Annotated in this window: 26 protein-coding genes; 9 read left to right on the top strand and 17 right to left on the bottom strand. The window is 35.2% G+C overall.

Annotation, left to right across the window (positions count from 1 at the left end; translation table 11 throughout):
* Nucleotides 1-792 precede the first annotated feature (792 nt).
* From fliR to fliF, 13 genes are all read right to left on the bottom strand, one after another.
* On the bottom strand, nucleotides 793-1,587 hold the full coding sequence (gene fliR, locus A9G45_RS04550) for a flagellar biosynthetic protein FliR (protein WP_065566384.1): 795 nt from the start codon (nucleotides 1,585-1,587) through the stop codon (nucleotides 793-795).
* Nucleotides 1,588-1,592: 5 nt separating this feature from the next.
* A complete protein-coding gene (fliQ, locus tag A9G45_RS04545) occupies nucleotides 1,593-1,862 on the bottom strand; it encodes a flagellar biosynthesis protein FliQ (RefSeq protein ID WP_065566385.1) in 270 nt (89 codons plus the stop codon).
* A gap of 8 nt (nucleotides 1,863-1,870) precedes the next feature.
* The gene (fliP, locus tag A9G45_RS04540) at nucleotides 1,871-2,608 is read right to left on the bottom strand and encodes a flagellar type III secretion system pore protein FliP (RefSeq protein ID WP_065566386.1); all 738 of its coding nucleotides are present in this window, start codon (nucleotides 2,606-2,608) and stop codon (nucleotides 1,871-1,873) included.
* Nucleotides 2,609-2,614: 6 nt separating this feature from the next.
* Complete coding sequence (fliO, locus tag A9G45_RS04535; RefSeq protein ID WP_065566387.1) at nucleotides 2,615-3,070, bottom strand: flagellar biosynthetic protein FliO; 456 nt, start codon at nucleotides 3,068-3,070, stop codon at nucleotides 2,615-2,617.
* Nucleotides 3,071-3,090: 20 nt separating this feature from the next.
* The gene (fliN, locus tag A9G45_RS04530; protein ID WP_065566388.1) at nucleotides 3,091-3,462 is read right to left on the bottom strand and encodes a flagellar motor switch protein FliN; all 372 of its coding nucleotides are present in this window, start codon (nucleotides 3,460-3,462) and stop codon (nucleotides 3,091-3,093) included.
* Nucleotides 3,455-4,501, bottom strand: a complete 1,047-nt coding sequence (gene fliM / locus A9G45_RS04525; RefSeq protein WP_176700672.1) for a flagellar motor switch protein FliM — start codon at nucleotides 4,499-4,501, stop codon at nucleotides 3,455-3,457. The genes fliN and fliM overlap by 8 nt, the downstream gene beginning before the upstream one ends.
* Nucleotides 4,502-4,506: 5 nt before the next feature.
* Nucleotides 4,507-4,974: a flagellar basal body-associated FliL family protein gene (locus tag A9G45_RS04520; protein ID WP_065566389.1), complete on the bottom strand. Its 468-nt coding sequence runs from the start codon at nucleotides 4,972-4,974 to the stop codon at nucleotides 4,507-4,509.
* Nucleotides 4,975-5,152: 178 nt separating this feature from the next.
* A complete protein-coding gene (locus tag A9G45_RS04515; RefSeq protein ID WP_065566390.1) occupies nucleotides 5,153-6,349 on the bottom strand; it encodes a flagellar hook-length control protein FliK in 1,197 nt (398 codons plus the stop codon).
* Nucleotides 6,339-6,803, bottom strand: a complete 465-nt coding sequence (fliJ, locus tag A9G45_RS04510) for a flagellar export protein FliJ (RefSeq protein ID WP_065566391.1) — start codon at nucleotides 6,801-6,803, stop codon at nucleotides 6,339-6,341. The genes A9G45_RS04515 and fliJ overlap by 11 nt, the downstream gene beginning before the upstream one ends.
* Nucleotides 6,804-6,812: 9 nt before the next feature.
* A complete protein-coding gene (fliI, locus tag A9G45_RS04505) occupies nucleotides 6,813-8,198 on the bottom strand; it encodes a flagellar protein export ATPase FliI (protein WP_442903001.1) in 1,386 nt (461 codons plus the stop codon).
* Nucleotides 8,188-8,970, bottom strand: a complete 783-nt coding sequence (locus A9G45_RS04500; protein ID WP_176701599.1) for a FliH/SctL family protein — start codon at nucleotides 8,968-8,970, stop codon at nucleotides 8,188-8,190. The genes fliI and A9G45_RS04500 overlap by 11 nt, the downstream gene beginning before the upstream one ends.
* Complete coding sequence (fliG, locus tag A9G45_RS04495; protein WP_065566393.1) at nucleotides 8,963-9,961, bottom strand: flagellar motor switch protein FliG; 999 nt, start codon at nucleotides 9,959-9,961, stop codon at nucleotides 8,963-8,965. The genes A9G45_RS04500 and fliG overlap by 8 nt, the downstream gene beginning before the upstream one ends.
* Nucleotides 9,958-11,664, bottom strand: a complete 1,707-nt coding sequence (gene fliF, locus A9G45_RS04490; RefSeq protein ID WP_065566394.1) for a flagellar basal-body MS-ring/collar protein FliF — start codon at nucleotides 11,662-11,664, stop codon at nucleotides 9,958-9,960. Before fliF ends, fliG begins: the two co-directional genes overlap by 4 nt.
* A 176-nt stretch (nucleotides 11,665-11,840) precedes the next feature.
* Here fliF and fliE point away from each other — a divergent pair, with 176 nt between their 5' ends.
* On the top strand, nucleotides 11,841-12,152 hold the full coding sequence (fliE, locus tag A9G45_RS04485; RefSeq protein ID WP_065566395.1) for a flagellar hook-basal body complex protein FliE: 312 nt from the start codon (nucleotides 11,841-11,843) through the stop codon (nucleotides 12,150-12,152).
* A 56-nt stretch (nucleotides 12,153-12,208) separates the two neighbouring features.
* Here fliE and A9G45_RS14355 read toward each other — a convergent pair whose 3' ends face one another.
* The 4 genes from A9G45_RS14355 to fliD form a co-directional block, all read right to left on the bottom strand.
* The gene (locus A9G45_RS14355) at nucleotides 12,209-12,346 is read right to left on the bottom strand and encodes a hypothetical protein (protein ID WP_176700671.1); all 138 of its coding nucleotides are present in this window, start codon (nucleotides 12,344-12,346) and stop codon (nucleotides 12,209-12,211) included.
* 360 nt (nucleotides 12,347-12,706) lie between these two features.
* On the bottom strand, nucleotides 12,707-13,054 hold the full coding sequence (locus tag A9G45_RS04480; protein WP_065566396.1) for a hypothetical protein: 348 nt from the start codon (nucleotides 13,052-13,054) through the stop codon (nucleotides 12,707-12,709).
* A gap of 12 nt (nucleotides 13,055-13,066) precedes the next feature.
* A complete protein-coding gene (gene fliS / locus A9G45_RS04475) occupies nucleotides 13,067-13,447 on the bottom strand; it encodes a flagellar export chaperone FliS (RefSeq protein ID WP_065566397.1) in 381 nt (126 codons plus the stop codon).
* A gap of 10 nt (nucleotides 13,448-13,457) precedes the next feature.
* Nucleotides 13,458-14,891, bottom strand: coding sequence for a flagellar filament capping protein FliD (gene fliD, locus A9G45_RS04470; RefSeq protein WP_065566398.1), 1,434 nt, complete (start codon nucleotides 14,889-14,891; stop codon nucleotides 13,458-13,460).
* Between the two features lie 335 nt (nucleotides 14,892-15,226).
* Between fliD and A9G45_RS04465 the strand changes: the two genes are divergently transcribed.
* The 8 genes from A9G45_RS04465 (at nucleotide 15,227) to flgL (ending at nucleotide 22,717) form a co-directional block, all read left to right on the top strand.
* The gene (locus A9G45_RS04465; protein WP_065566399.1) at nucleotides 15,227-16,042 is read left to right on the top strand and encodes a flagellin N-terminal helical domain-containing protein; all 816 of its coding nucleotides are present in this window, start codon (nucleotides 15,227-15,229) and stop codon (nucleotides 16,040-16,042) included.
* A 177-nt stretch (nucleotides 16,043-16,219) separates the two neighbouring features.
* Nucleotides 16,220-16,936: an RNA polymerase sigma factor FliA gene (locus A9G45_RS04460; protein WP_065566400.1), complete on the top strand. Its 717-nt coding sequence runs from the start codon at nucleotides 16,220-16,222 to the stop codon at nucleotides 16,934-16,936.
* Between the two features lie 177 nt (nucleotides 16,937-17,113).
* Nucleotides 17,114-17,443, top strand: a complete 330-nt coding sequence (gene flhD / locus A9G45_RS04455) for a flagellar transcriptional regulator FlhD (protein ID WP_065566401.1) — start codon at nucleotides 17,114-17,116, stop codon at nucleotides 17,441-17,443.
* Nucleotides 17,444-17,456: 13 nt separating this feature from the next.
* A complete protein-coding gene (gene flhC, locus A9G45_RS04450; RefSeq protein WP_065566402.1) occupies nucleotides 17,457-18,062 on the top strand; it encodes a flagellar transcriptional regulator FlhC in 606 nt (201 codons plus the stop codon).
* Between the two features lie 64 nt (nucleotides 18,063-18,126).
* Complete coding sequence (gene motA / locus A9G45_RS04445) at nucleotides 18,127-19,011, top strand: flagellar motor stator protein MotA (protein ID WP_065566403.1); 885 nt, start codon at nucleotides 18,127-18,129, stop codon at nucleotides 19,009-19,011.
* 2 nt (nucleotides 19,012-19,013) lie between these two features.
* The gene (gene motB / locus A9G45_RS04440; RefSeq protein WP_065566404.1) at nucleotides 19,014-19,907 is read left to right on the top strand and encodes a flagellar motor protein MotB; all 894 of its coding nucleotides are present in this window, start codon (nucleotides 19,014-19,016) and stop codon (nucleotides 19,905-19,907) included.
* A gap of 195 nt (nucleotides 19,908-20,102) precedes the next feature.
* A complete protein-coding gene (flgK, locus tag A9G45_RS04435) occupies nucleotides 20,103-21,746 on the top strand; it encodes a flagellar hook-associated protein FlgK (protein WP_065566405.1) in 1,644 nt (547 codons plus the stop codon).
* 14 nt (nucleotides 21,747-21,760) lie between these two features.
* Nucleotides 21,761-22,717, top strand: coding sequence for a flagellar hook-associated protein FlgL (gene flgL, locus A9G45_RS04430; protein ID WP_065566406.1), 957 nt, complete (start codon nucleotides 21,761-21,763; stop codon nucleotides 22,715-22,717).
* Nucleotides 22,718-23,455 lie beyond the last annotated feature (738 nt).

Here is a 23,455-nt window from a genome sequence, read left to right as displayed (position 1 = left end):
GGAAGTAAAGCGAGCCTTTCGGCTTGTTTTATTAATTCTTGCGCTTTACCCATAGTAATTACACGCCATTAAGTTGTAAAAATTATATATTAACGATAATACCAAAATACCGCTTATTTTGCTTGGCTTATAGTCACAATGATTAGCTAAATTAATTAGCTTTAATAATCAACATGTTGATTTTATTATTATCAGTCATTTTAGTGCTTAAAAGCCATTCAGAAAAGTTATTGATTTTATTGAATTTTTTATTTTTATGAAAATCAATCGTTTTTCTATGCTATTTTTTAGTTATCTTGTTATTTTAAGATAACTTTTCTTCCTGCATTTGTTTTTTTGCTGATAAATAAATGATTGCTAATAGATTAGATTTAGGCGATTTAGTGCCAAATATTTTGCCTCAAACATGGCGTTGAATGACTAAAAATAAGGTATTTTGCTACTTAAAAAAAGAATTCAGAAAACCAATTGATTTTATTAAAGTTTTTTAAAGATTAACACCGTGCTTATTTGGCGTGAGAATATAGCTACCGATGGTATAAAGTAAGCACAGCAAACAAGCATGTTTGCAAGGCACTGCTTTGCCTAGAATAAATTAGCATCGTTGCGTTAAAACCAAGTGGCAAAGATCGGTTGTCAAAGCCCCCATTTTGTAGCCATGCTTAAAGCACAGAGGGATTTTACAGAAAATTTTTTGGTTTTAGCATGGTAGCACATGGTAGCCATAGCTTATTTTATTAATAGCGCTTCAAACACCCGAAATAGCACAGATCTCAAATTGACTTAGTGTTTTTATTGGCTGAAATATCGCAATAGAGTAGAAATTTGTTCAAACATTTGTTCAAAGACAAATGTAGCAAAGGTGGGCAATGCTGAAATTAAGTAAGTTAGCATGAGCAATCCTAATAATAATGTAGCTGGATAGCCGACAACAAAAATAGAGAGTTGTGGCGTTATTCTATTAAGTAGCCCTAATGATATATTGACGATTAGCAACAATGTCATTAAGGGAAGTGCTAACATTATCCCGTTGATAAATAATAGTTTACTGACATCAATTAAAGCTAAGTATCCGTTTGCTTGTAATGGCATTACTGCGATGGGAATAATATCAAAACTGTTTGCTATGCCGTATAACAACCATAAATGACCATCAGCACTAAGAAAGATTAGCAGTGCAATAATGTTAATTAAGCGTGATAATACCGATGTAGATGGACCGCCAATAGGATCAAAAAAGGTGGCCATTCCAAGTCCCATTTGCATACCAATTAATTCGCCGGCAAATCGCACCGTCATAAATGCTAACTGCATAGTAAAACCAATAAGCACGCCAATCATTATTTGCTGTGCAATCATCCATATGCCAATAAAAGAGTATATTTTAATATGTTCATCAAGATGTGGAAGTGGCAAAGCAATTGCAATAAGTAATGCCAAGCTTATTTTTACGCGGTTGGGGATCTCTTTTTCTCCCAAAATAGGGGCAACCATAATCAACGCTAAAATGCGCACAAAGGGGAAAAAGCCATCTTTAGCCCAAGCAAAGAAATCAATATTAAATAAAATATTACTATTAAAATCCATTTAATTTAACGGGTTAAATTAGGAATATCGGTAATGACCGTTTGCATATAATCAATCATGGTTGATAGCATTGATGGTCCCCATAGGATTAAAACCACAACGACCGCGATAATTTTGGGAATAAATGATAATGTCATTTCGTTAATTTGTGTGGCCGCTTGTAATAAGCTAATGATTAATCCTGTTACTAAAGCAACTAATAGTAACGGTCCAGCCAGTGATGCAGCGACTTTTATTGCTTGTATTGCTAAGGTGCTAATATATTCGGGCGACATAGTGTAATTCAACTAAAAAAGCTTTGCGCTAACGAGCCCAGTAATAAGTGCCAACCATCGGCTAACACAAATAACATTAACTTAAATGGTAAAGATACCGTTGCTGGCGGTACCATCATCATGCCTAATGCCATGAGCGTGCTTGCAACCACAAGATCTATCACTAAGAAAGGAATAAAAATGGTAAAACCGATTTGAAACGCTGTTTTTAATTCACTGACAACAAAAGCCGGAACCAATACTTTTAAAGGGACATCTTCACGTGTTTGAATATCATTTTGGTGAGACATGTTAACAAATAATGCTAAGTCCGTTTCTCGTGTTTGGGCAAGCATAAATTGTTGTAATGGTTTAGCCGCTTGAGTTAAGCCCTCTTGCATGGTGATTTGATTTTGCGAATACGGCACATAAGCATCTTGATAAATGTTATCAATCACGGGGGACATAATGAAATAGGTCATAAATAGGGCAATGCCCAAAATAACTTGATTGGGTGGTGCCGATTGCGTACCAAGTGCATTACGTAACAGACCTAATACAATAACAATACGTGTGAAACTGGTCATTAATAACAAAATTGCTGGAATGAAGGTAAGCAATGTCAAAAAGACTAAGGTTTCAACAGGTAATGACCAATTTTGCCCATCACTCATCGGTTGGGATATGGCAGGTAACGTAGATAAGTCAGCATGGCATGATAAACTTAGCAACAATAAGCTGAGCAAAATAGTAAAATTTAACCGCACTAGTTGTTACTCCTTTTTTGCTTTTAAAGCGGATTGTAATATCTGCTGAAATACGTTACTTTTCACACAAGTAGTATCAGTGGTATTTTGCGAAAGCAGTGCTTGAGTGCGTTGTTCATTGATAGTGTGTAATAACGTCATTTGTTGAGATGTAACCCCAATCACTAATAATTGGTTATCAACATGAACCACAACCATACGCTCTTTGGGGCTAATGCTATATGTGGCTTTGACATCAATCCATTGATTGGTCTTTTTTTTCCAGCTCATTCGTTTGGCAAGCCAACCTAACAATAAAATAAAACCAATGACAACGATAAGCGTTGATCCCATTGAGGATCCTACTTCGGTATAAATATTTAACGGAGAAGATGACGGAGCCAACGTTTTGGTGCTTGTTAACGTTTTGGTGTTTGCTATAGTATTCACAGGTTCAACCAAATTAGTTTGCTTCATTACCATTAATGGCTCAATCTTCACTATTAACGACTCAGTCTTCGTACACGTTCTGATGGGGTAATAATATCGGTGATACGCACACCATAGTTATCGCCCACAACGACAATTTCACCTTGAGCAATTAAGTAACCGTTAATCAATATATCCAATGGTTCACCTGCTAGCCCATCTAATGCAATTACCGATCCTTGTGTTAAATTTAATAGATCTTTAATTGCTATCTTGGTTCGACCAAGCTCTACACTTAAATCAACAGGAATATCTAAAATCAGATTAATATCTTGCTTTTTTTCTTCCGTTTGTTGCGGTGATAATGTTTCAAAAATTGCTTCTTTGGTAATAAGATCATCACCGGTTGCTTGGTTTTGGTCGTTATTTGCTTTGATGTCAGTCATGGGATACTCCTTCATTCAATTGTTCTATCACAGGGTTAATAACCTGATCGACTTGAATTGCATATTGTTTATTCACTTTACCATAATGACCCTTTAGCACAGGCACTCCACCGACAGTGACATCTAAATTGGTGGGTTTGTCGATGACTAAAATATCATCAACTTTTAAGGATAATAATTTAGCAACGGTTATATGAATACGGGTAAAGTTTGCGACTAATTCGACAGTTGATTGCTTGATCCCCGTTGTTAGTGAACTCATCCAAATATTATCATCTTGATAACTCTGTTGCTCGATAGGCGGTTTTATAAGTAGCTCTTTAATAGGCTCTACCATAGAATAAGGAATGCAAACGCAAAATGTTGCTTTGCTATGACCGACTTCAACTTTAAAATTTGTTGTTAATACAATATCATCTGGTGAGCTGGTAATATTGGTAAATTTACTTTGCATTTCAGATCGAATATATTCGGTTTCAATGGCGTAAATATCTGCCCACGCATTTTGATAAATGCCTAATGCTAACTCGAGTACTCGTTTAATGATTTGCTGTTCCGTGTGTGTAAATTCCCGCCCTTCGGTTTCTATTTGGGAAAAATGCCCATCACCGCCAAACAATGAATCCACGATAATAAACACTAGCTCAGGTGAGAATGAAAATAAACAAGTCCCTCTTAATGGATTAAGGTGCACTAAATTCAAATGATTTGCTGATGAAATATCAGAAAACTCTTTGAACGTGTGCGGCTCAACGGGAGAGGCAATCACATCAGTATTACGGCGTAATCGATTAAATAATCCAATTCGAAATTGCCGAGCAAAACGTTCATTAATGATCTCTAATGCCGTTAAACGTTCAGGGATAAATCGATGTTTGACTGATAAATCATAAGGTCTAACATCGGACTTTTTCCCTGTAGGCAGCGAAGTAGCCAAAGCATCAATATTGCTATCATCTTCAGCTACAACAAAATTATCTGGCGTTAAAGCATCACTGCTTTCATTCATATCTTGTTTCGGTTCGCGCTTATCAGGCATAGTCATCACCGTATAATAAAATCAGTAAATAAAACTTCATCAATATTTACCCAATGTTTTGCATCATATTTTCGCGATAACGTATTTTTTATCTGTTCTTGTAAATCGATTTTGCCTGTTTCTTGCTTTAGCTTATTAATATATTGCTTTGAAGTAAGGAGGAGGATATCGCTTCTTACTTCGGGTAAATAATCTAATAGCACTGTTTTTTGACTTTCATCATTAACACGTAATACCACCCCGACATAAAGGATTTTAGTCATCTCAATATTATCTTCAGCAACAGGCAATGAAATAGTAAACGGTTTTAATGTTAAAAATACTGGCGAGACGATTTCAGGCTCTTCTTGCACTTTAGTTGTGTCTTTGGGATAGCCTTGAAACCACAAATAAGCTGCAGCACCTATCGCAGATAGGGTAATAAGAATAAGGATTAAATTTAAAGCACTTACTTTTTTGGACGTTGTAGGCATATTTATTCTTGTCTCTATAAAAATTTAAAAAGATTTATAATCCATTAATTGGCTATAGTGACAAGAATAATAAATCATATTTTTAAAATTGATTTGAAGAATAGGCAACAAAACATGACCTATTTAAACGTTTCATCTTCTAATCTCCAATTTGTACAATAAATAGCAATTTTAATCGTTAAGCAAATATGCTGAGTGCTGATTTTTGTGGGCTATTTTCAACACGGATTTGTTCAACATTAATATCGTTTGTCTCTGGATCTAACGTTAGGGCGCTATGTGACTGATTGTGTTGGGTTTGCTGATACATAGCAGATTGTTGCGAATCACTCATCATCGAAAAGTCACCAATATCTGCTTGTTCTAGGGTAATGCCTTGCTCAGCTAATGATGTTTTTAAGAAAGGCAGTGCCGATTCTAACAGACCTTTAACAACACCATGTGCTGCCATCATATGAAGATTCATCTTATCATCGCTCATCGCAAGTTTAATGTGTAATGAGCCTAATTCTTGTGGGTGCAAATTTATGTTGGCAGATTGAATACCTTGCCGATTAAACATAATAATTTGTTCTGTTAATGAATTTTGCCATTGCGTAGTATTTGCTTGCATCGACATATTTAGTGTTGCTGATGTCGTGCTAGCATTAGCTGACGGTAATAATGCATTTTGCCCATTGGCATGGGTTGTTAAAGCTGATTCGGGATTGATATGCAAAATCGCACCTTGATCGTCATTATTTATTATAAATGGTGTTTGATCTGCCATCGCTTTTTGCCTAATGTCGCTAGCATTTTGTGGATTATTCGTTGGATTAAAATGCGTATTACTCACATCATTTTTAATTCTTGTGGCTTTTTTATGCACCAGATCAGTGGCTATCGCTTGGTGATTGTCAGACAATGGCATGGCATCTGTTTGCTGTGTTGCTTTATTGATTAAATTCTCACTGTCATAAATAGAGGCCAGTAGCTGTGTTGGCTGATCATTAATTAACGTTTCTGACGATAAATTATCGAATACATCCGCCTCTAAAATGTCAGTGTTTAGAGGATTTGTTATCGATAAATTGGGCTTGTTTTTTGCCTCACTATTTTGTTCTGCGCTGACAACATCTTGTTTTTCTTGTTCAATAGTTTGTATATAAAAAGGATTGATAGCCATAATGATCATATCAGCATCATGATCTTCGTGCGTATCATCAATAACATTTAACTCAGCATTAATGATTTTTTTGCCTTGTTGGCTTTGCTTTTCACTCTGTTGCAATAATTGTTGAAAGCCATCACTATCACTTGCAATTACATCCGTTTCAACTGATTGTGATTGATGAGATGGGGTAAGATTTAAATCATTAATAAGATTAATATTCATTTAATACTCTCCTTGCTAGTTGTAGCTGTGCAAATTCATCAGTCAGTTTTTGTTGCAAACGGCTTTGTTGCTGTAACTGTTTTTTATATTGCTTGTCTAATAATGTTGTATAAGTGTTCAAGTTTTTTTGTGATTGATTAAGTTGATGGGTTATTTGCTTTTGCTTAACATCCAACGTTAACAATACTTTTTTTTGCTGTTCAATGCCTTTTTCAAGGGTTGAAATAAATGCATTAAAATTACTTAATTGGCATCCATTAATACCATGAGATAAGGCATTATTTAATTTTTGTTGGTACTCATCATAATAATCATTTAATACATTCAATTGTGATTGTGCATTACGATGATTTTCATGGGCTTTTTTTAACTTAAGTAAAGTGTCGTCTACCGATTTTTGCGCCAATTTTTTTAGTGTTAAAAAAGCAAATTGCCCAGAATTTTTATTTACCATTACTCAGTCCTAACTAGCTAATTTGGGTTCGACAATATTCACTAATTGTTGATAAGCATCTTGATAACTACAATGCTCATGAATTCCTTGCTGTAAAAATTTTTGCATAGCAGGAAACAGCATAATCGCTTTATCCAATAAAGGATCGGTGCCAGACACATAAGCACCAACATTAATCAAATCGCGATTTCGTTGAAAACTTGAAAATAACTGTTTAAACAACCTTGATTTTTTTTCATCCTCCGGCGCGGTAAGATCGGTCATCACTCGACTGATTGAGGCCTCGATATCAATAGCGGGGTAATGGCCAGACTCAGCAAGTGAGCGCGACAAAACAATATGCCCATCGAGTATGGCTCTAGCTGAATCGGCAATCGGATCTTGCTGATCATCACCTTCTGTCAATACCGTATAAAATGCCGTAATGGCGCCTTTTCCGCTTTCGTCATTGCCTGCTCTTTCAACCAAGGCGGGTAATTTTGCAAAAACCGAAGGTGGGTAACCTTTCGTTGCTGGTGGTTCTCCTATTGCTAACGCAATTTCACGTTGTGCCATGGCATAACGCGTTAAAGAGTCCATAATCAGTAACACATTAAACCCTTTATCGCGGAAATTTTCGGCGATTTTAGTCGCATAAGCAGCGCCTTGTAAGCGCAATAATGGCGAAACATCCGCTGGTGCGGCAACAACAACCGCTCGTGCTAATCCCTCTTCACCTAAAATATTTTCGATAAAATCTTTAACTTCTCGCCCCCGCTCACCGATTAACCCGACAACAATAATATCGGCTTGGGTGTAACGTGCCATCATGCCAAGTAAAACGCTTTTTCCAACGCCAGAACCAGCAAATAACCCCATCCGCTGTCCTTTACCAACCGTTAATAACGCGTTAATGGCTCTAACGCCAACATCAAGCACTTGGTGAACTGGCGTGCGCTGTAATGGGTTAATCGATTTATGAGATAATCCCCCAAACTCAATCTCTTCGGGTAACGGTTGACCATCTAACGGTTTACCCATAGCATCAACAACTCGCCCTAACAACCCCATTCCCATGGGTAATGCTTTATGACTAAAGTGCGCTAAATCATATTGCTTGGTATAAACACGAGCGCCTAATAAAATGCCGTCAGTGGATTCAAATGGCATTAAGTAAATTGTTTTATCATTAAAACCAACGACTTCACACTCAACGGCCTCAATTTGACCATTTGTTTGTCGCTCTACTAAACAATTAGATCCCAAAGGCAATTTTAATCCGACAGCTTCAAGAACCAATCCCGATGCCTTTACTAACCGCCCATATTGATGAATTAAAGGTAGCGATTGCAATTGATCTATACCTTGATTAATTTTGGCGACCCATTGAGCAGAAAACCGCATATTAATGATCATCTCCATGTAAACAATCCGATATCATTTGCCAATGGTCATTGATATTGGTGTCAATTTCGTTGGTATCTGTAAAAATTTTGCAGCCACCCACTTCAATGCTAGGATTGGCAATTAATTGGCAGTGATATTGTTGGTTGTCGTCATTAAGCATGGGCTCTAGCCATTGCAAATCGGCTGGATTAAGGTGCAACGGCATAGGTTCTGATAAAATTGAGCACTGCTCAACTAATGTTTGTATTGTGTGAATTAACTGTTTTTGTTTTATTTTAGCGAGGCTACCTACCGTCTTTTGTGCCGCAATTAACGCCAAATCAAACAATTTAGGTACAATTAATTCATCAATTTCATTAATTGATTGCTGAAAATTAGTGGCTAAACTGGCTATAGCATGAGCAGTTTTAAGCTTTTCTTCATTAAGTTGCTGTTCAATTTGCTCACGCCCTTGTTGTTGCCCAACAAGATACCCCTGCTCATAACCCGCTTGCTTACCTTCATTAAAGCCTTTCTCAAAGCCCTCATCGCGCCCTAAATTAAAACCTTCTTTATAAGCTTGTGCTTCTACTTCTTGCTTTAACTGTTCCCATGTTTTTTCAATAACACGAGGGTCAGGGCTAGCAGCGATTGATTCAAGATCAGGCTCAACCTGAAGCTTTATTTGATTATCCTCTACTTGCTCTGCCATCGTATTTTTGCTTGATTCAGATAGATCGGATAATGCCAAATCACGAAAGTTGAGCGGTTCCCAATTTAAGCTATCGGGCTGATTATACATATTCATCATCACCGCTAGTTAAAATCATTTCACCACTTTCGGCTAATCGACGCGCAATAGCCAAAATTTTCTTCTGTTCAGTTTCAACTTGTGATAATCGTACTGGCGGTCGATTTTCTAAGTCTTCACGTAAAATCGAAGCCGCACGCTGTGACATATTACTTAATAGTTTGTCACGTAATTCAACCGTTGCACCTTTCAATGCAATGATTAACATCTCATTATCGATTTCTTTAAGTAAGCGTTGGATACTTCGGTTATCCACTTCAACAAGATTTTCAAACAAGAACATTTCATCAATAATTTTTTGCGTTAATTCACCATCATAATCACGTAATGCATTAATAACTTGTTCTTCTTGTTGTGTTTTCATTAAGTTAATAATTTCTGCTGCGGTACGTACTCCACCTAAATTATTAAGTTTAATATTTTGTCCGTGTAATAAGGTTGATAGTGAAGTTGAAAGCAATTGAAGCGCTGAAGGCTCAACCCCCCCAAAGGTTGCAATACGTAACATAACATTGTTACGTAATTCATCATCAAATAAGTTTAGAATTTCTGCCGCTAAATCACGATTTAAATGAACAAGAATCGTTGCTATAATTTGAGGGTGCTCTTTCTTCACTAAGTCAACCGCTCTTGTTGCATCAACATAATTGAGCATTTCAAGACCATCGGTAGCTTCTTCTTGTTCAGTAGATAAAAGTTCATCAAGTAAACGTTCCGCTTTTTCACTACCCAGTGAACGCCCCAATATTGAGCGTAAATAACCATTGGGATCAGTATTTAAAACAGCGCACTCTTCAAGCGCCACTTGACACTCATTAAGTATGCCTTTCAACTGTTCTTGAGAAAACTGAGGCAACGACATCATCGCACTACTAATTTGTTGCACTTCTTTTTGGCTAAGATGTTGCATTACTTGCGCCGCCAGCCCTTCGCCTAATACCATTAAAATGGCAGCCGCTTTCTGAGATTCACTTAAAATCATTGGTTAGTGTCCTCCTTACTCATCCAGCTACGAATAATTAATGCCATTACACGAGGCTCTTTCTCAACAATTTTTCGTATGTGCTGTTGTTGTTGCATATTATCTTCAAACATTTTGTGTTGCTGTTTACTGTGTGCTTTATAATCTAATTTTTCTTCCGCTGATAACTCAATATCAGATGTTTGACCATTACTGTTAAGAAGCTGTCTTTGTAATTTTATCCAGAATGATCGTAATACCTTACGCCATAAAACCCATAAAATAGCAATATAAATTAAATATTTAACTGCATTTTTAACGGAGTCATAAAATTCATTTGTTTTCCAAAATGCGATATTTTCGTTGTCATCAAATAATTGATCAGTAAATTTCAAATTTGCAACCGTCAATGTATCGCCACGTAAATCAGAAAAGCCCATTGCTTGGCGTGCTAATGCTTCAATATTTTTCAGCTCATCGTTATCTAACTTTACCCATTGTTCTGTTATAGAAGATGACTTGCTGTCATCATCAGATTTATCCTCATCTGGCTCAATGGTGACAAATTTATAATTAACCAAAACAGCGACCGATAAACGTTTAACCCGTCCTTCAGGTATTTGGCTACGTATAACTTGTCTATTTACTTCAAAATTAACGGTATTATTCGATTGTAAGTTGTAAGGTTGTTGTTTATTATTTTTTTCAATCGATTCATCGTTTTCATCGATCGGTGCACTAGGTGTTGGTACAGGTTGATTAGATAACGCACCTGGCACCCCGCCAATACCATAGCTTGTTGCTGATTGATGATTTTCGACTTGCTGTTTACTACGAATGGTTTGATTCGCAATATTGCTATTAGGATCATACGTTTCTGATGTCGATTCTTGGCGACTAAAATCAACGTCCGCATTCACTTGTACCTTGACGTTATTTTTACCCAAAATAGGAATAATAATTTTTTCTACTCGCTCACGAACGCTGTTTTCAATCCGCTCACTAAACTCCAACTGCGCAACATTCGCACTTCTGTCACGATAGCTTTCACCAGTTAATAAATTGCCTCGCTGATCAATAATTGTGACTTTATCGGGCTGTAATTCTGGTACACTACTTGAAATCAAATGAATAATGCCATCAATTTGACCTTGCGATAATGAGCGACCTGGGAGTAATGTTAATGCCACTGACGCTGAAGGAAATTTGCGTTCTCTAACAAACAAAGAAGGTTTAGGCATAGCTAAATGCACTCGCGCATCATCAATACTACTAATGATAGCAATTGTTCTTGATAATTCGCCTTCTAAGGCGCGTTGATAATTAACTTGCTCATTGAATTGGCTCATACCAAAGCTTTCTTTATCAAGCAATTCAAAGCCAACTGCACCACCTTTAGGCAACCCTTGTTGGGCAATCCGTAAACGGGTATCGTAAACTTTATCTTCAGGAATTAAGATAGTTGTGCCAGAAGAGGAAAATTGATAAGGAATATTCATCTTATCAAGCTGGCTAATAATTTCGCCACCATCTTTATCATTCAAATGACTAAATAGAACTGCGTAAGGCTCATCTTTAGCCCATAAATAGACAAAACTCATCATTGCGATTGTAATTACACCCGCAATTAACAATGCCATTTTTTTGTTTTGTTTTAATTGATTAACAAAAGGTAATTTATTTAATATTGATTGACCTTTATTATTGACTGTTTGGCTAGTCATAGGCATCCTGATTCTAAACTATTTAGATTTACTCTGTGGTTTATTATCCATGTATTTAGAAAATTCAATGGCTAGAAAAGCGTGTAGTTTTCCCCTTACTTAAACCCTTTGGCTTTTTATTTTTATGATAAATTTAATGGCACATTGACAAAAAAACACAAGACGTAATTATCAACATGAATACAATCAATACGTTAAATTCAATTCAATTCGCTAGCTTAAATCAATTAACAGAAACTTCACAACAATCGACTATTTCTGATAAACAAAATTTTGATTTAGCGCTAAAAAACGCGTTAGATGGCATAAGTCAGCGACAAATACAAGCACATAATGACGCTAAAGCTTTCGAAATGGGCGATCCCAATACGTCATTAAATGAAGTGATGGTTAATATGCAAAAATCATCGGTTTCATTGCAGTTTGGCATTCAAGTGCGTAATAAACTGGTTGCCGCTTATCAAGAAATTATGAATATGAATGTTTAATTAATGGCATCGAATATCATTCTTATATCCTAAATTTTACTTTTACCGATAACCATTCATTCTGGTCTAAATGCGCTAATCAACGCACCACTCAATTCAAGTTTAAAATAAGCATCGCTCATATTTTTGATGCTTGTTTTGCTAGGCAATATATTATTTTTGCTATCAATTGATGACTCAAAAAACTTTACCATTTTTACTCTACTATTTAAAAAAATAGCGACATAATGCGATTATTTAATAAAAAACAACCAATGAAATACAACCAATGAAATACATAAAGGATTCAACGTGATAATATTCAAACAACAATATTATTCACTAGTCTATTACTTAGCATAGTATCAATCAATCGCCCTGAAAAAAATTAACTATTGGCAGCAGCATCCAAACCAACAATGCCAATGGCACGGTTATCTTTTATGGAAAAGAAGAAGATAATCAAACAAAAAACGGTTTATTTTCAATAGACATGTTTGTTAAAACGAGTTGGATAGAAGGATTGGCTTGCGCTTTATCTGATACATAAAACTCAAACCAATTCGTTTACAAATTTACATTAATCTTGCCACTTCTTGATAGTTATCGATTTTGTTTTGATAATCAACATGCTCGCCGATCATCTTTCTCAGCTGAGCATGACGCGTAATAATCAATTGAGTTAATTGTTGTTGATAACTTAAAATGTTTTTTATATACATCTGAATGATATCGCGATGCTGTTTTGGCAATGTATCCATGCTAGTAAAATCGCCTGTTATTATAAGATTTTCAGACAATTGTTGATATTTTGCCTGCCAACTGACTAATGATTCCCAATGTTCATCGTGTGCATTAATCAACATTTGTTCAACGACATAATTCAATTGTTCATATTGTTCTAATAATTTATTTCCTTGCATAAGCATCCTTTTTTATTTTGCAATTTCACGCCAAGATTCGGCAATATTGTTTAACAGGTCATAACAAGTTTGTAGCTTTTCGTTATCATTATGTAAATTAGCTAAAACTAACTGTTGGCTAATATAGTGATAGAGACGATCTAAATTTTCGGCAATTTCTCCCCCCTTTTCTAAATCTAGACAGCTTTTAAGCCCATTATCAACAATATTAATCGCTTTAGAAATGGCATTACCTTTACCGACAATATTGCCTTTTTGAATATACAAGCTAGCTAATTTAATTGCGTTAAGCGCACCATCAAACAATAATACGATCAATTGATGAGGCGATGCTTGGCTAACACGCGTTTCTAAATTCACTTGCTCATAGGCCTTAGAACCTAATTGATACATTATTTACCCCCTATTTTTTTAAATTTGCCATCATGTCAAATTGGGTTGTTAAATAATTACTCATACTATCTAACTCGTTAATTAAAATATCTAATTTGGTAAATTGCACCCGATAACGTTCAATAGTTTGTTCAATAGAGTTGCTCACTTGTTCATGGCGTTTCTCTAATGATTTTAAGGTAGAATTTAACCCATTAGTTGCTGAATCAATCATGCCATCGCTATCAATAAATCCACTCACTTTTGCAAAAACTTCGTTAGCAATACCCGTTTTTTCACCATCACCAGTAAATAATATCATTACCGCATCGCTGTTTTCATTGAGTGCTTTTTTCAGCTCATTTTCTTTGATCGTTAACTGGCCACTTTTGTCCATATTGATGCCTATTTGCGACAAAACAGCAAATTCGCCTGATTGCCCTTTGGCAAAGATTGAACGAATACTTTGATCTATATTACGTAACGTTGAATCACCAATAAGTGGACCATTACTACTGTTTAATTCTTTTGAATTTGTATCTTCTGCAGTAAACTTAGTTAATGATGAAATCGTTGTTTGTAATTGATTAAATGCATCTACCCATTCTTTTATGGCCTCTTCCGCTTTTTCATGATCAGCCGTTATAGCAAGGTTTTGGCTAGTTGGTGTAGTCTGTTTTAAGGTAATATCAACACCAGCAATAACATCCTTAACCGTATTAGACCCACTGGTTATTGCAATACCATTAAACGAAAATTTAGCATCTTGCGCTTTTTCTACTTCGATCATGTGGCTATTATTCGCCTGATGAATATCAAAACCGATAATATTGTTTAGCTGATCATCATCTGATGAAATAGACGTGATGGCTTGTTGTTCACCTGTTTCTTTCGAGGTAATCACTAATTGGTAGCTATCAGTGCCCGAACGGACAATTGCTGCATTCATTGTTGAAGGGCTTGTTGTGCCATCTTCATTAATCACTTGAGCATTATTAATAGCATTAGCTATGGATTCTAAGGATGTTTCATCTTGAGATAGCGTGACATTAAGCTTATTGCCATTTGCTTGTTCAATGGTAATAGTTCGGGTTTGATTATCATTGCCTAATTTGGCGTTTTTATCATTGATTGTTGATGTTGCAATACGATGAGATGACGCTAATTGATCAACACTAACAGGATAATTACCCAATGCGGCTTTACTATTAGCATTCACCGAAAAATAATTATCATTGCCTGTCACAGATCGACCTTCAAATAAGTCCTTTTTTTGAAGTTTTGCTGTGGCGGTATTAAACGTTGTTAACGCACTTTTTAACTTACCAAAACCGCTGATTTTTGCATTAATCGCTTTTTGTTGCGTTACAATTGGTGTTAGGCGCGTTTTTTCGGCGGCTTCTAATTGATTTAAAATTTCATTAAGATCGATTCCCGAACCTATTCCTAATGCACTCATTGCCATGACTTAGTCTACCTATAACAATTATTCAATATTGTTTATATCGGCTAACTTTTTAAAAAATTTAGCTAGCAACACAACATTTATTTTATGTATAGGATTATTGTTGTTCTTTCGTTAAAAAAAAGGTGGATTTAAAATTTATTTAAAAAAATAACACCATGATTTATATCGAAATATAAAGATAATTTAAAGCTAAATGGCTTTTTTGAAAAAAGATAATCATTAAAAATATTAAAGTTCCCTAATTTGTTACCGATAAGTAATTTATCAGCAAGGATATTGAATTTTATTTCAATATATCGTTGGTTTTACTATTCATATTAACGGAGATAAAAATGGCTCAAGTAATTAATACTAATACAATGTCTTTAATGGCAAAAAATAACCTTAACAATTCTCAAAGCGTTCTTAGCACATCTATTGAGCGTCTTTCATCTGGTATGCGTATTAATAGCGCAAAAGACGATGCAGCAGGCCAAGCAATTGCTAACCGTTTTTCATCAAACATTAAAGGCTTAACGCAAGCGGCACGTAATGCAAATGATGGTATCTCTCTTGCGCAAACTACTGAAGGTGCGTTAAACGAAATCAACAACAACGTACAACGTATTCGTGAATTAACCGTTCAAGCAGCCAATGGTACCAACTCTGAAAGCGATTTAGTATCAATTCAAAATGAAATCGATCAACGTTTAGATGAAATCGATCGTGTTTCTAAACAAACTGATTTCAACGGCTCTAAAGTATTATCAGAAGATAAAACGCTTAAAATTCAAGTGGGTGCAAACGATGGTGAAACTATTGAAATCCATTTGAAAAAAATTGATAGTACTGAACTTGGTTTAAATGGATTTAAAATTTCAGGTGAAGACCTAACCGCAGATCCATTAAAAACAATTGATGAAGCATTATCAAAAATTGATGCTTTACGTGGTCAACTTGGTGCGGTACAAAACCGTTTCGAATCAACAGTAAACAACATCAATAATACTGTAAACAACTTAAGTTCTGCGCGTAGCCGTATTGAAGATGCTGATTATGCAACAGAAGTTTCAAACATGACTCGTGGTCAAATCTTGCAACAAGCAGGTACTTCAGTACTAGCTCAAGCTAACCAAGTACCACAATCAGTACTTTCTTTATTACAATAATTGTAATTACCCATTTTTGATCATTCAAACTTTACACATAGTCATAACAGTATTTTTATAATGCTGTTATGGCTAATAATTATAATTAACTATTTTTTCGCCCTTTATTCTGCCCATTAAATTCATTAACTATCGTCATAATACTATTCGGCATTTTTCTTAACATTGGTTCAAAAAATGGATGATAGCTTATATAACTCATATGGTGTAATAAACCAAATCGATTGGAAACAATATATTCATTTGGTACGTAATGAAGCTTTGAAATTAGCAGTTCGTTTGCCGACTACCGTTGAGCTAGACGATTTATTACAAGTTGGCTATATCGGTTTATTAGACACAATCAAACGTTATGATGCCACTCAAGGTAATACTTTTGCAACCTTTGCCATTCCAAGGATACAAGGGGCAATGTTAGATGAACTACGTAGCCGAGATTGGTTACCAAGACAAACTCGCAAAAAAATAAAAGATGTCACAGCGGCAATCAATGAATTAGAGAAAACATTAGGCGTCGCTCCTAACGATCATCAGATTGCCGAATATTTGCAATTATCCCTTACTGAATATCATAAAATTTTATTAGATTCGAATTATAGCCAGATAGGCTCATTTGATGAGATCCAACTAAAGTTAGGCGATAACATTGATGCCATCATTGAGCATGGCGAGGATAATAATCCTTTTTCGGCAATTATCAGCGATGAAAATTACACCATCATTAACCAACAAATTGAAAATCTACCAGAAAAGGAAAAACTTGTCCTAGCACTTTATTACCAAGAAGATCTTAATTTAAAAGAGATTGGTAAGGTAATGAATATTAGTGAATCAAGAGTAAGCCAATTGCATAGCCAAGCAATAAAAAGAATACAAAGTAAAGTTTCCTGTTAGAAAAAATAGAAAAATAAGTTAAATAAATCGAAATCAATCGAAAATAAATTGAAATTATTTTTTTATTGACCTTTCGCGTTTAAAAATGTAACTTTAGGCGCAGAAAAAAATATTTAACTTTAATTTTACTAATTTTCGTTTTTTTATGCGAAAAACAGATATAGGTTGGTGACTAAATTGGGAAACACACTAGATGACGATATTCTTAAATGTATACATCATTTAAATCTTTCAACACTACTGTTAAGCCAGCGTATGCTTGAGAAAGATAAAGTAATGGCAATGTATCGATTAGGTATTGATGAACAAACCGCTGACATACTTAGCCATTTAAGTACTGCTCAGATGTTAGTTTTATCCGAAACCAATCAGCTCATATTTCAGCTAAGATTTGAAAATGCAGAAATGATGAAAAAACTAACAGAAGAATCCCGCGTCAGAGATATAAAACAGATGCATACAGGGATTCTTTTATCAAGTTTGCTATTAGATTCAATCAATAAGTAGCTAAGGAATGACGATGACAGGTACAAGTATTATTCAAAAATATAAAGAAACCCAACTCGCTATCAAATTGATTTCCCTTGGTGGCAGAATTCAAATGTTAGAAAGCGAAACGAATTTAAGCCGAAACAAACTGATAAAACTGTATAAAGAGATTCAAGGGTGCCCACCGCCTAAAGGTTTATTGCCTTTTTCGACATCGTGGTTTATGACATGGGAACCGAATATTCATGCCAGTATATTTTATAATGCTTATGCGTTTTTAGTGAGAAATGGGCTCAAGTCAGGCATTCAAACTATTTTAAAAGCTTATCAACTTTATTTAGAGCAATGTCAATGTTCGCATAAAGAAGAACCTGTTTTAGGGCTGACTAGAGCTTGGATTTTAGTCAAATTTGTTGAAAAAAAGGTGATGCAACAATCCTGTTGCACCGAATGCCGTGGGCTTTTTATTACTCATGCTTATCATCCGCGAAATACTTTTACTTGTAGCTTATGTCAACCACCGTCAAGAGCAGATAAAAATAATAAAACTCAAAAAGAAAATGACGAAAGATGCATGAAAGTGTTATCAAGACCAAGTTATTTAAATTCATCAACGACCAGACAGATCACTGCTTAAATAAGTATTAAAAATAAGTATTAAAGCAATTTAGCTGTTATTTTATGGAGAAAGAAGAAAACCAATGCTAATCATTATAGGTTATATTGTCGTTATCGCCTCGGCACTACTTGGTTATGTGCTAAGTGGCGGTTATTTAGCCGTACTGTTTCAACCACTCGAATTGTTAATTATTGGAGGCGCAGCCGTTGGTGCTTTTATTGTTAGTAATGAAATGAAAGTCATCAAAGCCACACTACAATCTTTAGGACAACTATTTAAAACCTCTAAATATAATAAAGCGCTTTATTTAACATTAATTAATTTAATGTACAGCGTATTAACGAAGATCCGACAAAGTGGAGGATTATCCATTGAGGCTGATATTGATAATCCACATGAAAGTGAATTATTTAAAGCCTATCCACAGATTTTAGCTAACCCTAGAATTTGCGACTTTATCACTGATTATTTACGACTTATGATTAGTAGCAATATGGATGTATTTGAGATCGAAACACTCATGAGCGAAGAAATTGAAACCTTCGTTCATGAACTGGAAAAACCCGTTGATGCCATTTCAAGTATTGGTGATGGTTTACCGGCATTTGGTATTGTTGCCGCGGTCATGGGCGTTATTAATACCTTAGCGCAAGCAGATCGACCAGCAAGTGAACTTGGTGAACTTATTGCCCATGCGATGGTGGGGACTTTTTTAGGGATCTTACTTGCCTATGGTTTCGTGTCACCACTAGCTGCCTTATTGAAGCAAAGAAACGCTGGCGCGGTTAAAATGTTAGAGTGCACCAAAGTGATTCTTCTTGCCAGTATGCATGATTATGCCCCTCAAATTTGTATTGAATTTGGACGCAAAACACTTTTCTCTCATGAAAGACCGTCATTTTTTGAATTAGAACAATACATACAAGAAGTTAAAGACAAAAACACGAATCAAAATGAAAATAATTAATAATGAAAGATAAGTCTGTAAGAATAATTGTCAAAAAAAAATCGGGGCACGGCGGTGGGCATCACGGCGGTTCGTGGAAAATCGCTTACGCCGACTTTATGACCGCAATGATGGCGCTATTTTTAGTTATGTGGCTAATTTCTACATCAACGCCACAAGAATTAAAAGGTATTGCTGAATACTTCAGAACGCCCTTAATTCTTGGCTACAATGGTGGGAAAAACCTTAGCGACAGTGAAAGCCCGATTCCTGGTGGTGGCGATGATGTGAGTAAGCAAATTGGCGAAGAAAAAACCCATATGTTAAATGCATCACAAAATGAATATGAGCAGCTACATATTGAAAGAAATCTACTTCTTGAAGCTGCACGTAAAATTTATGAAACGTTTGAAATAGATAATCGCCTTAAAAGCTTAGCGCCTAATCTTATTATTGAATTAACTGAACTCGGATTACGGATTCAAATTTTAGCTTCCGATGATAAACCCATGTTTGGTGTTGGTAGCACATCCATTGATCCCAATATGCAAGAAATCTTGCACGCACTGGCGCCTATTATTAATTCATTACCAAATAAAATCACTTTATCTGGCCATACCGATGAGCGGCAATATATAACAGGGGATCGTGGCTATAGTAATTGGGAATTATCAGCAGATAGAGCCAATGCATCAAGAAGAGAACTCATTGCTGGTGGCTTAGATTCCAATAAGATTATTCGCATTATTGCGTTAGCTGATACAGTAAGCCTAAACAATCCAAACTATAGCAAAGATGCTAATCGTCGCATTAGTATCTTAATTTTGAATAAAAATGCCCAACAATATATTGAAAATGAAAATAACATGACAGGTACCGATTTTTTAAAACAATCAAAAACCATTAGCGAGCAATAATCAAATAATCAAATAGTCAAATAATTTCAAAAATAAAAACACATTATTTTTTGGATAGTGAAATCAGACAAACTATCCATTAATGAGTTGAAAAAATCATTAAAGTTTTGAGAAATTGCGCCGATATAGAAGACAGCCCTTTCTTTTAATAATCACATTATTAACTGAAACTATATATTATATTTAGGAGTTTTTATGACAAATTCATTGATGAATACGGGAATTAGTGGATTAAATGCAGCGCAAAATATGCTTAATGTGATCAGTAATAATATTAGTAATGCCCATACAATCGGTTACAATCGCCAACAGCAAGTTTTACGTCAAGCAAATGGAACTCAACATAGTTTTGGTTTTGTGGGTAATGGTGTTTCAGTATCATCAGTTAATCGCGCCTTTAACCATTTTGTTGTAGGACAGCTACGTCAATCACAATCACAAGATGGGTCGATTAAAGCTTATTATAATGAATTATCAAAGGTAGATAATTTATTAGCCGAAAATGATAATAGCATTTCATCACAACTCAATAACCTCTTTGCAAGCTTAAATAAGCTTGCTTCAAATGCGGGTGATGCTGCGACCAAGCAAACTGTTATTAGCGATCTAACCTCATTGACGAATCAATTTAATAAAACAGAAAAAAACCTAAAAAATCAAATTGCTAATGTCAATACCGAGTTAAGCAGTAATATTGATAAGGTTAATACCTATACTCAGCAAATCGCCGAACTTAATCAAAAGATTTCACACTTACAGGCGGTGGGAAATGGACTTGAACCCAATGCATTGCTTGACCAACGCGATCAATTGGTTAATGAGTTAAGCGAAATCGTTGGCATAACCGTTACCGAACAAAATGGGCAATATAACCTTTCACTGGCTAATGGCTTGAATTTAGTCCAAGGCTCTTCAATTAACCTATTATCGGTACAACCATCGCAAGACGATCCTACATTAAATACCATTATTTATACGCATCATTCAGGAGCAACACAAGAACTGACTAGCCAAAATATTACATCAGGCACATTAAACGGATTATTAACTTTTCGTGACGGGCCATTAACTGAAGCTCGTAATCAATTAGGTTTAATTGCCCTAAATTTGGCAGAACGTTTTAATGAAGTGCATATGTCAGGCGTTGATATTAATGGTAATCAGGGTGAAAAGTTATTTGACTACAATCACCCTAGTTGTATCACTAATATAAAAAATCAAGGTAATGCCTCGGCAAAAATCGAATTTAACTCAGTTTGCGACGTAAAAGCTTCTGATTATAAAATTGAATTTGATGGTGACAATTGGGTTGTTACCCGATTATCTGATAATAAACAAATCACTCCAGAAATTGAAGATGGTAAGTTAATTTTTGATGGGCTTTGTATTGAGATCAATGGCAATGCAATGCCTGGTGACTCGTTTATGATAAAACCTGTTGCCGATGTTGCCTCATCATTACAATTACAAGTCAAAGACGTTAATAAACTCGCAACGGGTATTAATGATGAAGAAAATGGCGCAGGTGATAATCGTAATGTTGCCAAATTACTAGAAATTCAAAATGAAAAACTGGTTAATGGTACAACAACCTTAAAAAGTGCTTATACAAGTTTAGTCAATTATATTGGCAGTGAAACCCAAACGGCTAAAATATCTGCCCAATCAAGCAAAAATATTACTCAGCAAATTTATGAACAAAATCAATCTATATCCGGAGTGAATATTGAAGAAGAATATATCTCTATGCAGGTATATATGCAGTATTACCAAGCTAATGCAAAAGTGATAGATGCGGCAACAACAATATTTGATACCATTTTAGGTTTAACTAAATGATAAAAGGATAAAAAATGCGCCTTAGTACAAACTCACTTTATCAAAAAAACTTACAAAGTATTTTAAATACCAATAGCCGATGGCAAAAATCTGGTTTGCATTTAGCCACGGGCAAAAAGATCTTATCGCCGTCTGACGATCCGATGGGCGCATCACAATCATTGATAATAAAACAGGCTCAAGCGCAAAATGAACAGTTTCAAGCAACCCGTGAAAGCGCCGATAAATTACTTAGCCGTCAAGAAACAATTTTAGCGGAAACCAATACCGTTATTCAAACAATTCAAGAAACATTGGTTTATGCAGCAAACGAAACATTAAATGAAGAAAACAGATTAGATCTTGCCAACAAATTACAAGTTTTAAAAGATCAACTGTTATCATTAGCCAACTCAAAAGATACTAATGGCAACTATCTTTTTGCTGGCAAGAAAAACGACACCCCACCTTTTGTTGTAAACGAATCTGGCGAAGTAAGTTACGTAGGCGGCACAACATCGGTTAACGTTTTTATTGATGACTCACGAGAAATCGCACTCAGTTTTACAGGCATTGAAGTATTCATGACGGGAGCAAATGTAAAACAAGCTGATGGAACCCCCGCCGAAAGTAATATTTTTGCAAGCATAGATTATGCAATTGAAGCGTTAAAAATGGATTTAGACTATGACAATGAAGAGACTGTCCAACAATTTAGGGATGGATTATCAAAGGCTCACAACGGAATAGATAATTCTTTTAATAACATCTCAACGCTTAGGGCGCAAGGCGGATCGGTATTGTCTGAAGTTGATAGACTATTAGCACTAGGTAAAACACTGGATATTGAATTTCAAACTCAAATTAGCCAACTTGAAGATGTTGACTGGTACGAAACAATTTCAGAATATGTCATGCTACAAGCTAATTTACAAGCGGCGCAATATACCTTTATGACCATGCAAAATATGTCACTGTTTCAAATGAAATAAAGTGTAGAAAACACCGAGTTGTTTACACTTCATAATTAAAATAATTCACTAAAAACGCATAAGGCATTTTATCAAAAATCGCTTTATGCGCTCACCTTATTATATTAATCAGTTAATCTTCACGCCCTATCTTTATAACCGCTAAATATTTACAGATCATATCTTATGATTAAATGGCATATTACACTTTTTACTTTCTCTCGGTTGTTTGAATGAGTTTGCTATTTATATAAGGATTTTATGTAAGCATTATCCCTCCTATTTTATTAGGGCAAAAATACAATCATTTTTGTAAAAAATATTCAGGAATCTATACCGTTTCAGCATGAAATCATTTTAAATTTAAGGGATTAATAAATTATTATTCATAAAGCATCAAATGGCTTAAATCCCTTATTCAGCCAAAGCGTTAAACGGTTATCACTGACTGATTTAACTAATATAAACAATTAATATTAAACACTATTTATTTAACAATTTAAAAAAAAGATTAAATTTTACACTAAAACAGTGTATACTTTTTGGCTGAATTGTCTGTTGTTTGCACTCAGTCATGCTGAGTATAAAATGAAATAATAACTAAAATAAAAATAAACGGAATAAATTATGAGGAATAATAGGAGAGCAAAACATGTCGAATGAACTTAATCGCCTTATGGGTCAACTCGGTGGCGAGTTTAGCCATTTAATGGCCGGTTTAGGGGGCGTTAGTCACAACCGCTATACCTTAACCGTTGA

Source organism: Gilliamella sp. HK2, from assembly GCF_001690265.1.
In the GTDB taxonomy this organism is placed as follows: domain Bacteria; phylum Pseudomonadota; class Gammaproteobacteria; order Enterobacterales; family Orbaceae; genus Gilliamella; species Gilliamella apicola_C.
Note: the sequence above shows the minus strand (reverse complement) of the source record. Positions and strands in the feature narration are given on the sequence as shown.

Coding starts and splice junctions, on each gene's coding strand:
- fliR (WP_065566384.1), bottom strand. CDS start 1,587: ATGGATTTTAATAGTAATATTTTATTTAATATTGATTTCTTTGCTTGG.
- fliQ (WP_065566385.1), bottom strand. CDS start 1,862: ATGTCGCCCGAATATATTAGCACCTTAGCAATACAAGCAATAAAAGTC.
- fliO (WP_065566387.1), bottom strand. CDS start 3,070: ATGGTAATGAAGCAAACTAATTTGGTTGAACCTGTGAATACTATAGCA.
- fliN (WP_065566388.1), bottom strand. CDS start 3,462: ATGACTGACATCAAAGCAAATAACGACCAAAACCAAGCAACCGGTGAT.
- fliM (WP_176700672.1), bottom strand. CDS start 4,501: ATGCCTGATAAGCGCGAACCGAAACAAGATATGAATGAAAGCAGTGAT.
- A9G45_RS04520 (WP_065566389.1), bottom strand. CDS start 4,974: ATGCCTACAACGTCCAAAAAAGTAAGTGCTTTAAATTTAATCCTTATT.
- A9G45_RS04515 (WP_065566390.1), bottom strand. CDS start 6,349: ATGAATATTAATCTTATTAATGATTTAAATCTTACCCCATCTCATCAA.
- fliJ (WP_065566391.1), bottom strand. CDS start 6,803: ATGGTAAATAAAAATTCTGGGCAATTTGCTTTTTTAACACTAAAAAAA.
- fliI (WP_442903001.1), bottom strand. CDS start 8,198: ATGATCATTAATATGCGGTTTTCTGCTCAATGGGTCGCCAAAATTAAT.
- A9G45_RS04500 (WP_176701599.1), bottom strand. CDS start 8,970: ATGTATAATCAGCCCGATAGCTTAAATTGGGAACCGCTCAACTTTCGT.
- fliG (WP_065566393.1), bottom strand. CDS start 9,961: ATGATTTTAAGTGAATCTCAGAAAGCGGCTGCCATTTTAATGGTATTA.
- fliF (WP_065566394.1), bottom strand. CDS start 11,664: ATGACTAGCCAAACAGTCAATAATAAAGGTCAATCAATATTAAATAAA.
- fliE (WP_065566395.1), top strand. CDS start 11,841: ATGAATACAATCAATACGTTAAATTCAATTCAATTCGCTAGCTTAAAT.
- A9G45_RS14355 (WP_176700671.1), bottom strand. CDS start 12,346: ATGGTAAAGTTTTTTGAGTCATCAATTGATAGCAAAAATAATATATTG.
- A9G45_RS04480 (WP_065566396.1), bottom strand. CDS start 13,054: ATGCAAGGAAATAAATTATTAGAACAATATGAACAATTGAATTATGTC.
- fliS (WP_065566397.1), bottom strand. CDS start 13,447: ATGTATCAATTAGGTTCTAAGGCCTATGAGCAAGTGAATTTAGAAACG.
- fliD (WP_065566398.1), bottom strand. CDS start 14,891: ATGGCAATGAGTGCATTAGGAATAGGTTCGGGAATCGATCTTAATGAA.
- A9G45_RS04465 (WP_065566399.1), top strand. CDS start 15,227: ATGGCTCAAGTAATTAATACTAATACAATGTCTTTAATGGCAAAAAAT.
- A9G45_RS04460 (WP_065566400.1), top strand. CDS start 16,220: ATGGATGATAGCTTATATAACTCATATGGTGTAATAAACCAAATCGAT.
- flhC (WP_065566402.1), top strand. CDS start 17,457: ATGACAGGTACAAGTATTATTCAAAAATATAAAGAAACCCAACTCGCT.
- motA (WP_065566403.1), top strand. CDS start 18,127: ATGCTAATCATTATAGGTTATATTGTCGTTATCGCCTCGGCACTACTT.
- motB (WP_065566404.1), top strand. CDS start 19,014: ATGAAAGATAAGTCTGTAAGAATAATTGTCAAAAAAAAATCGGGGCAC.
- flgK (WP_065566405.1), top strand. CDS start 20,103: ATGACAAATTCATTGATGAATACGGGAATTAGTGGATTAAATGCAGCG.
- flgL (WP_065566406.1), top strand. CDS start 21,761: ATGCGCCTTAGTACAAACTCACTTTATCAAAAAAACTTACAAAGTATT.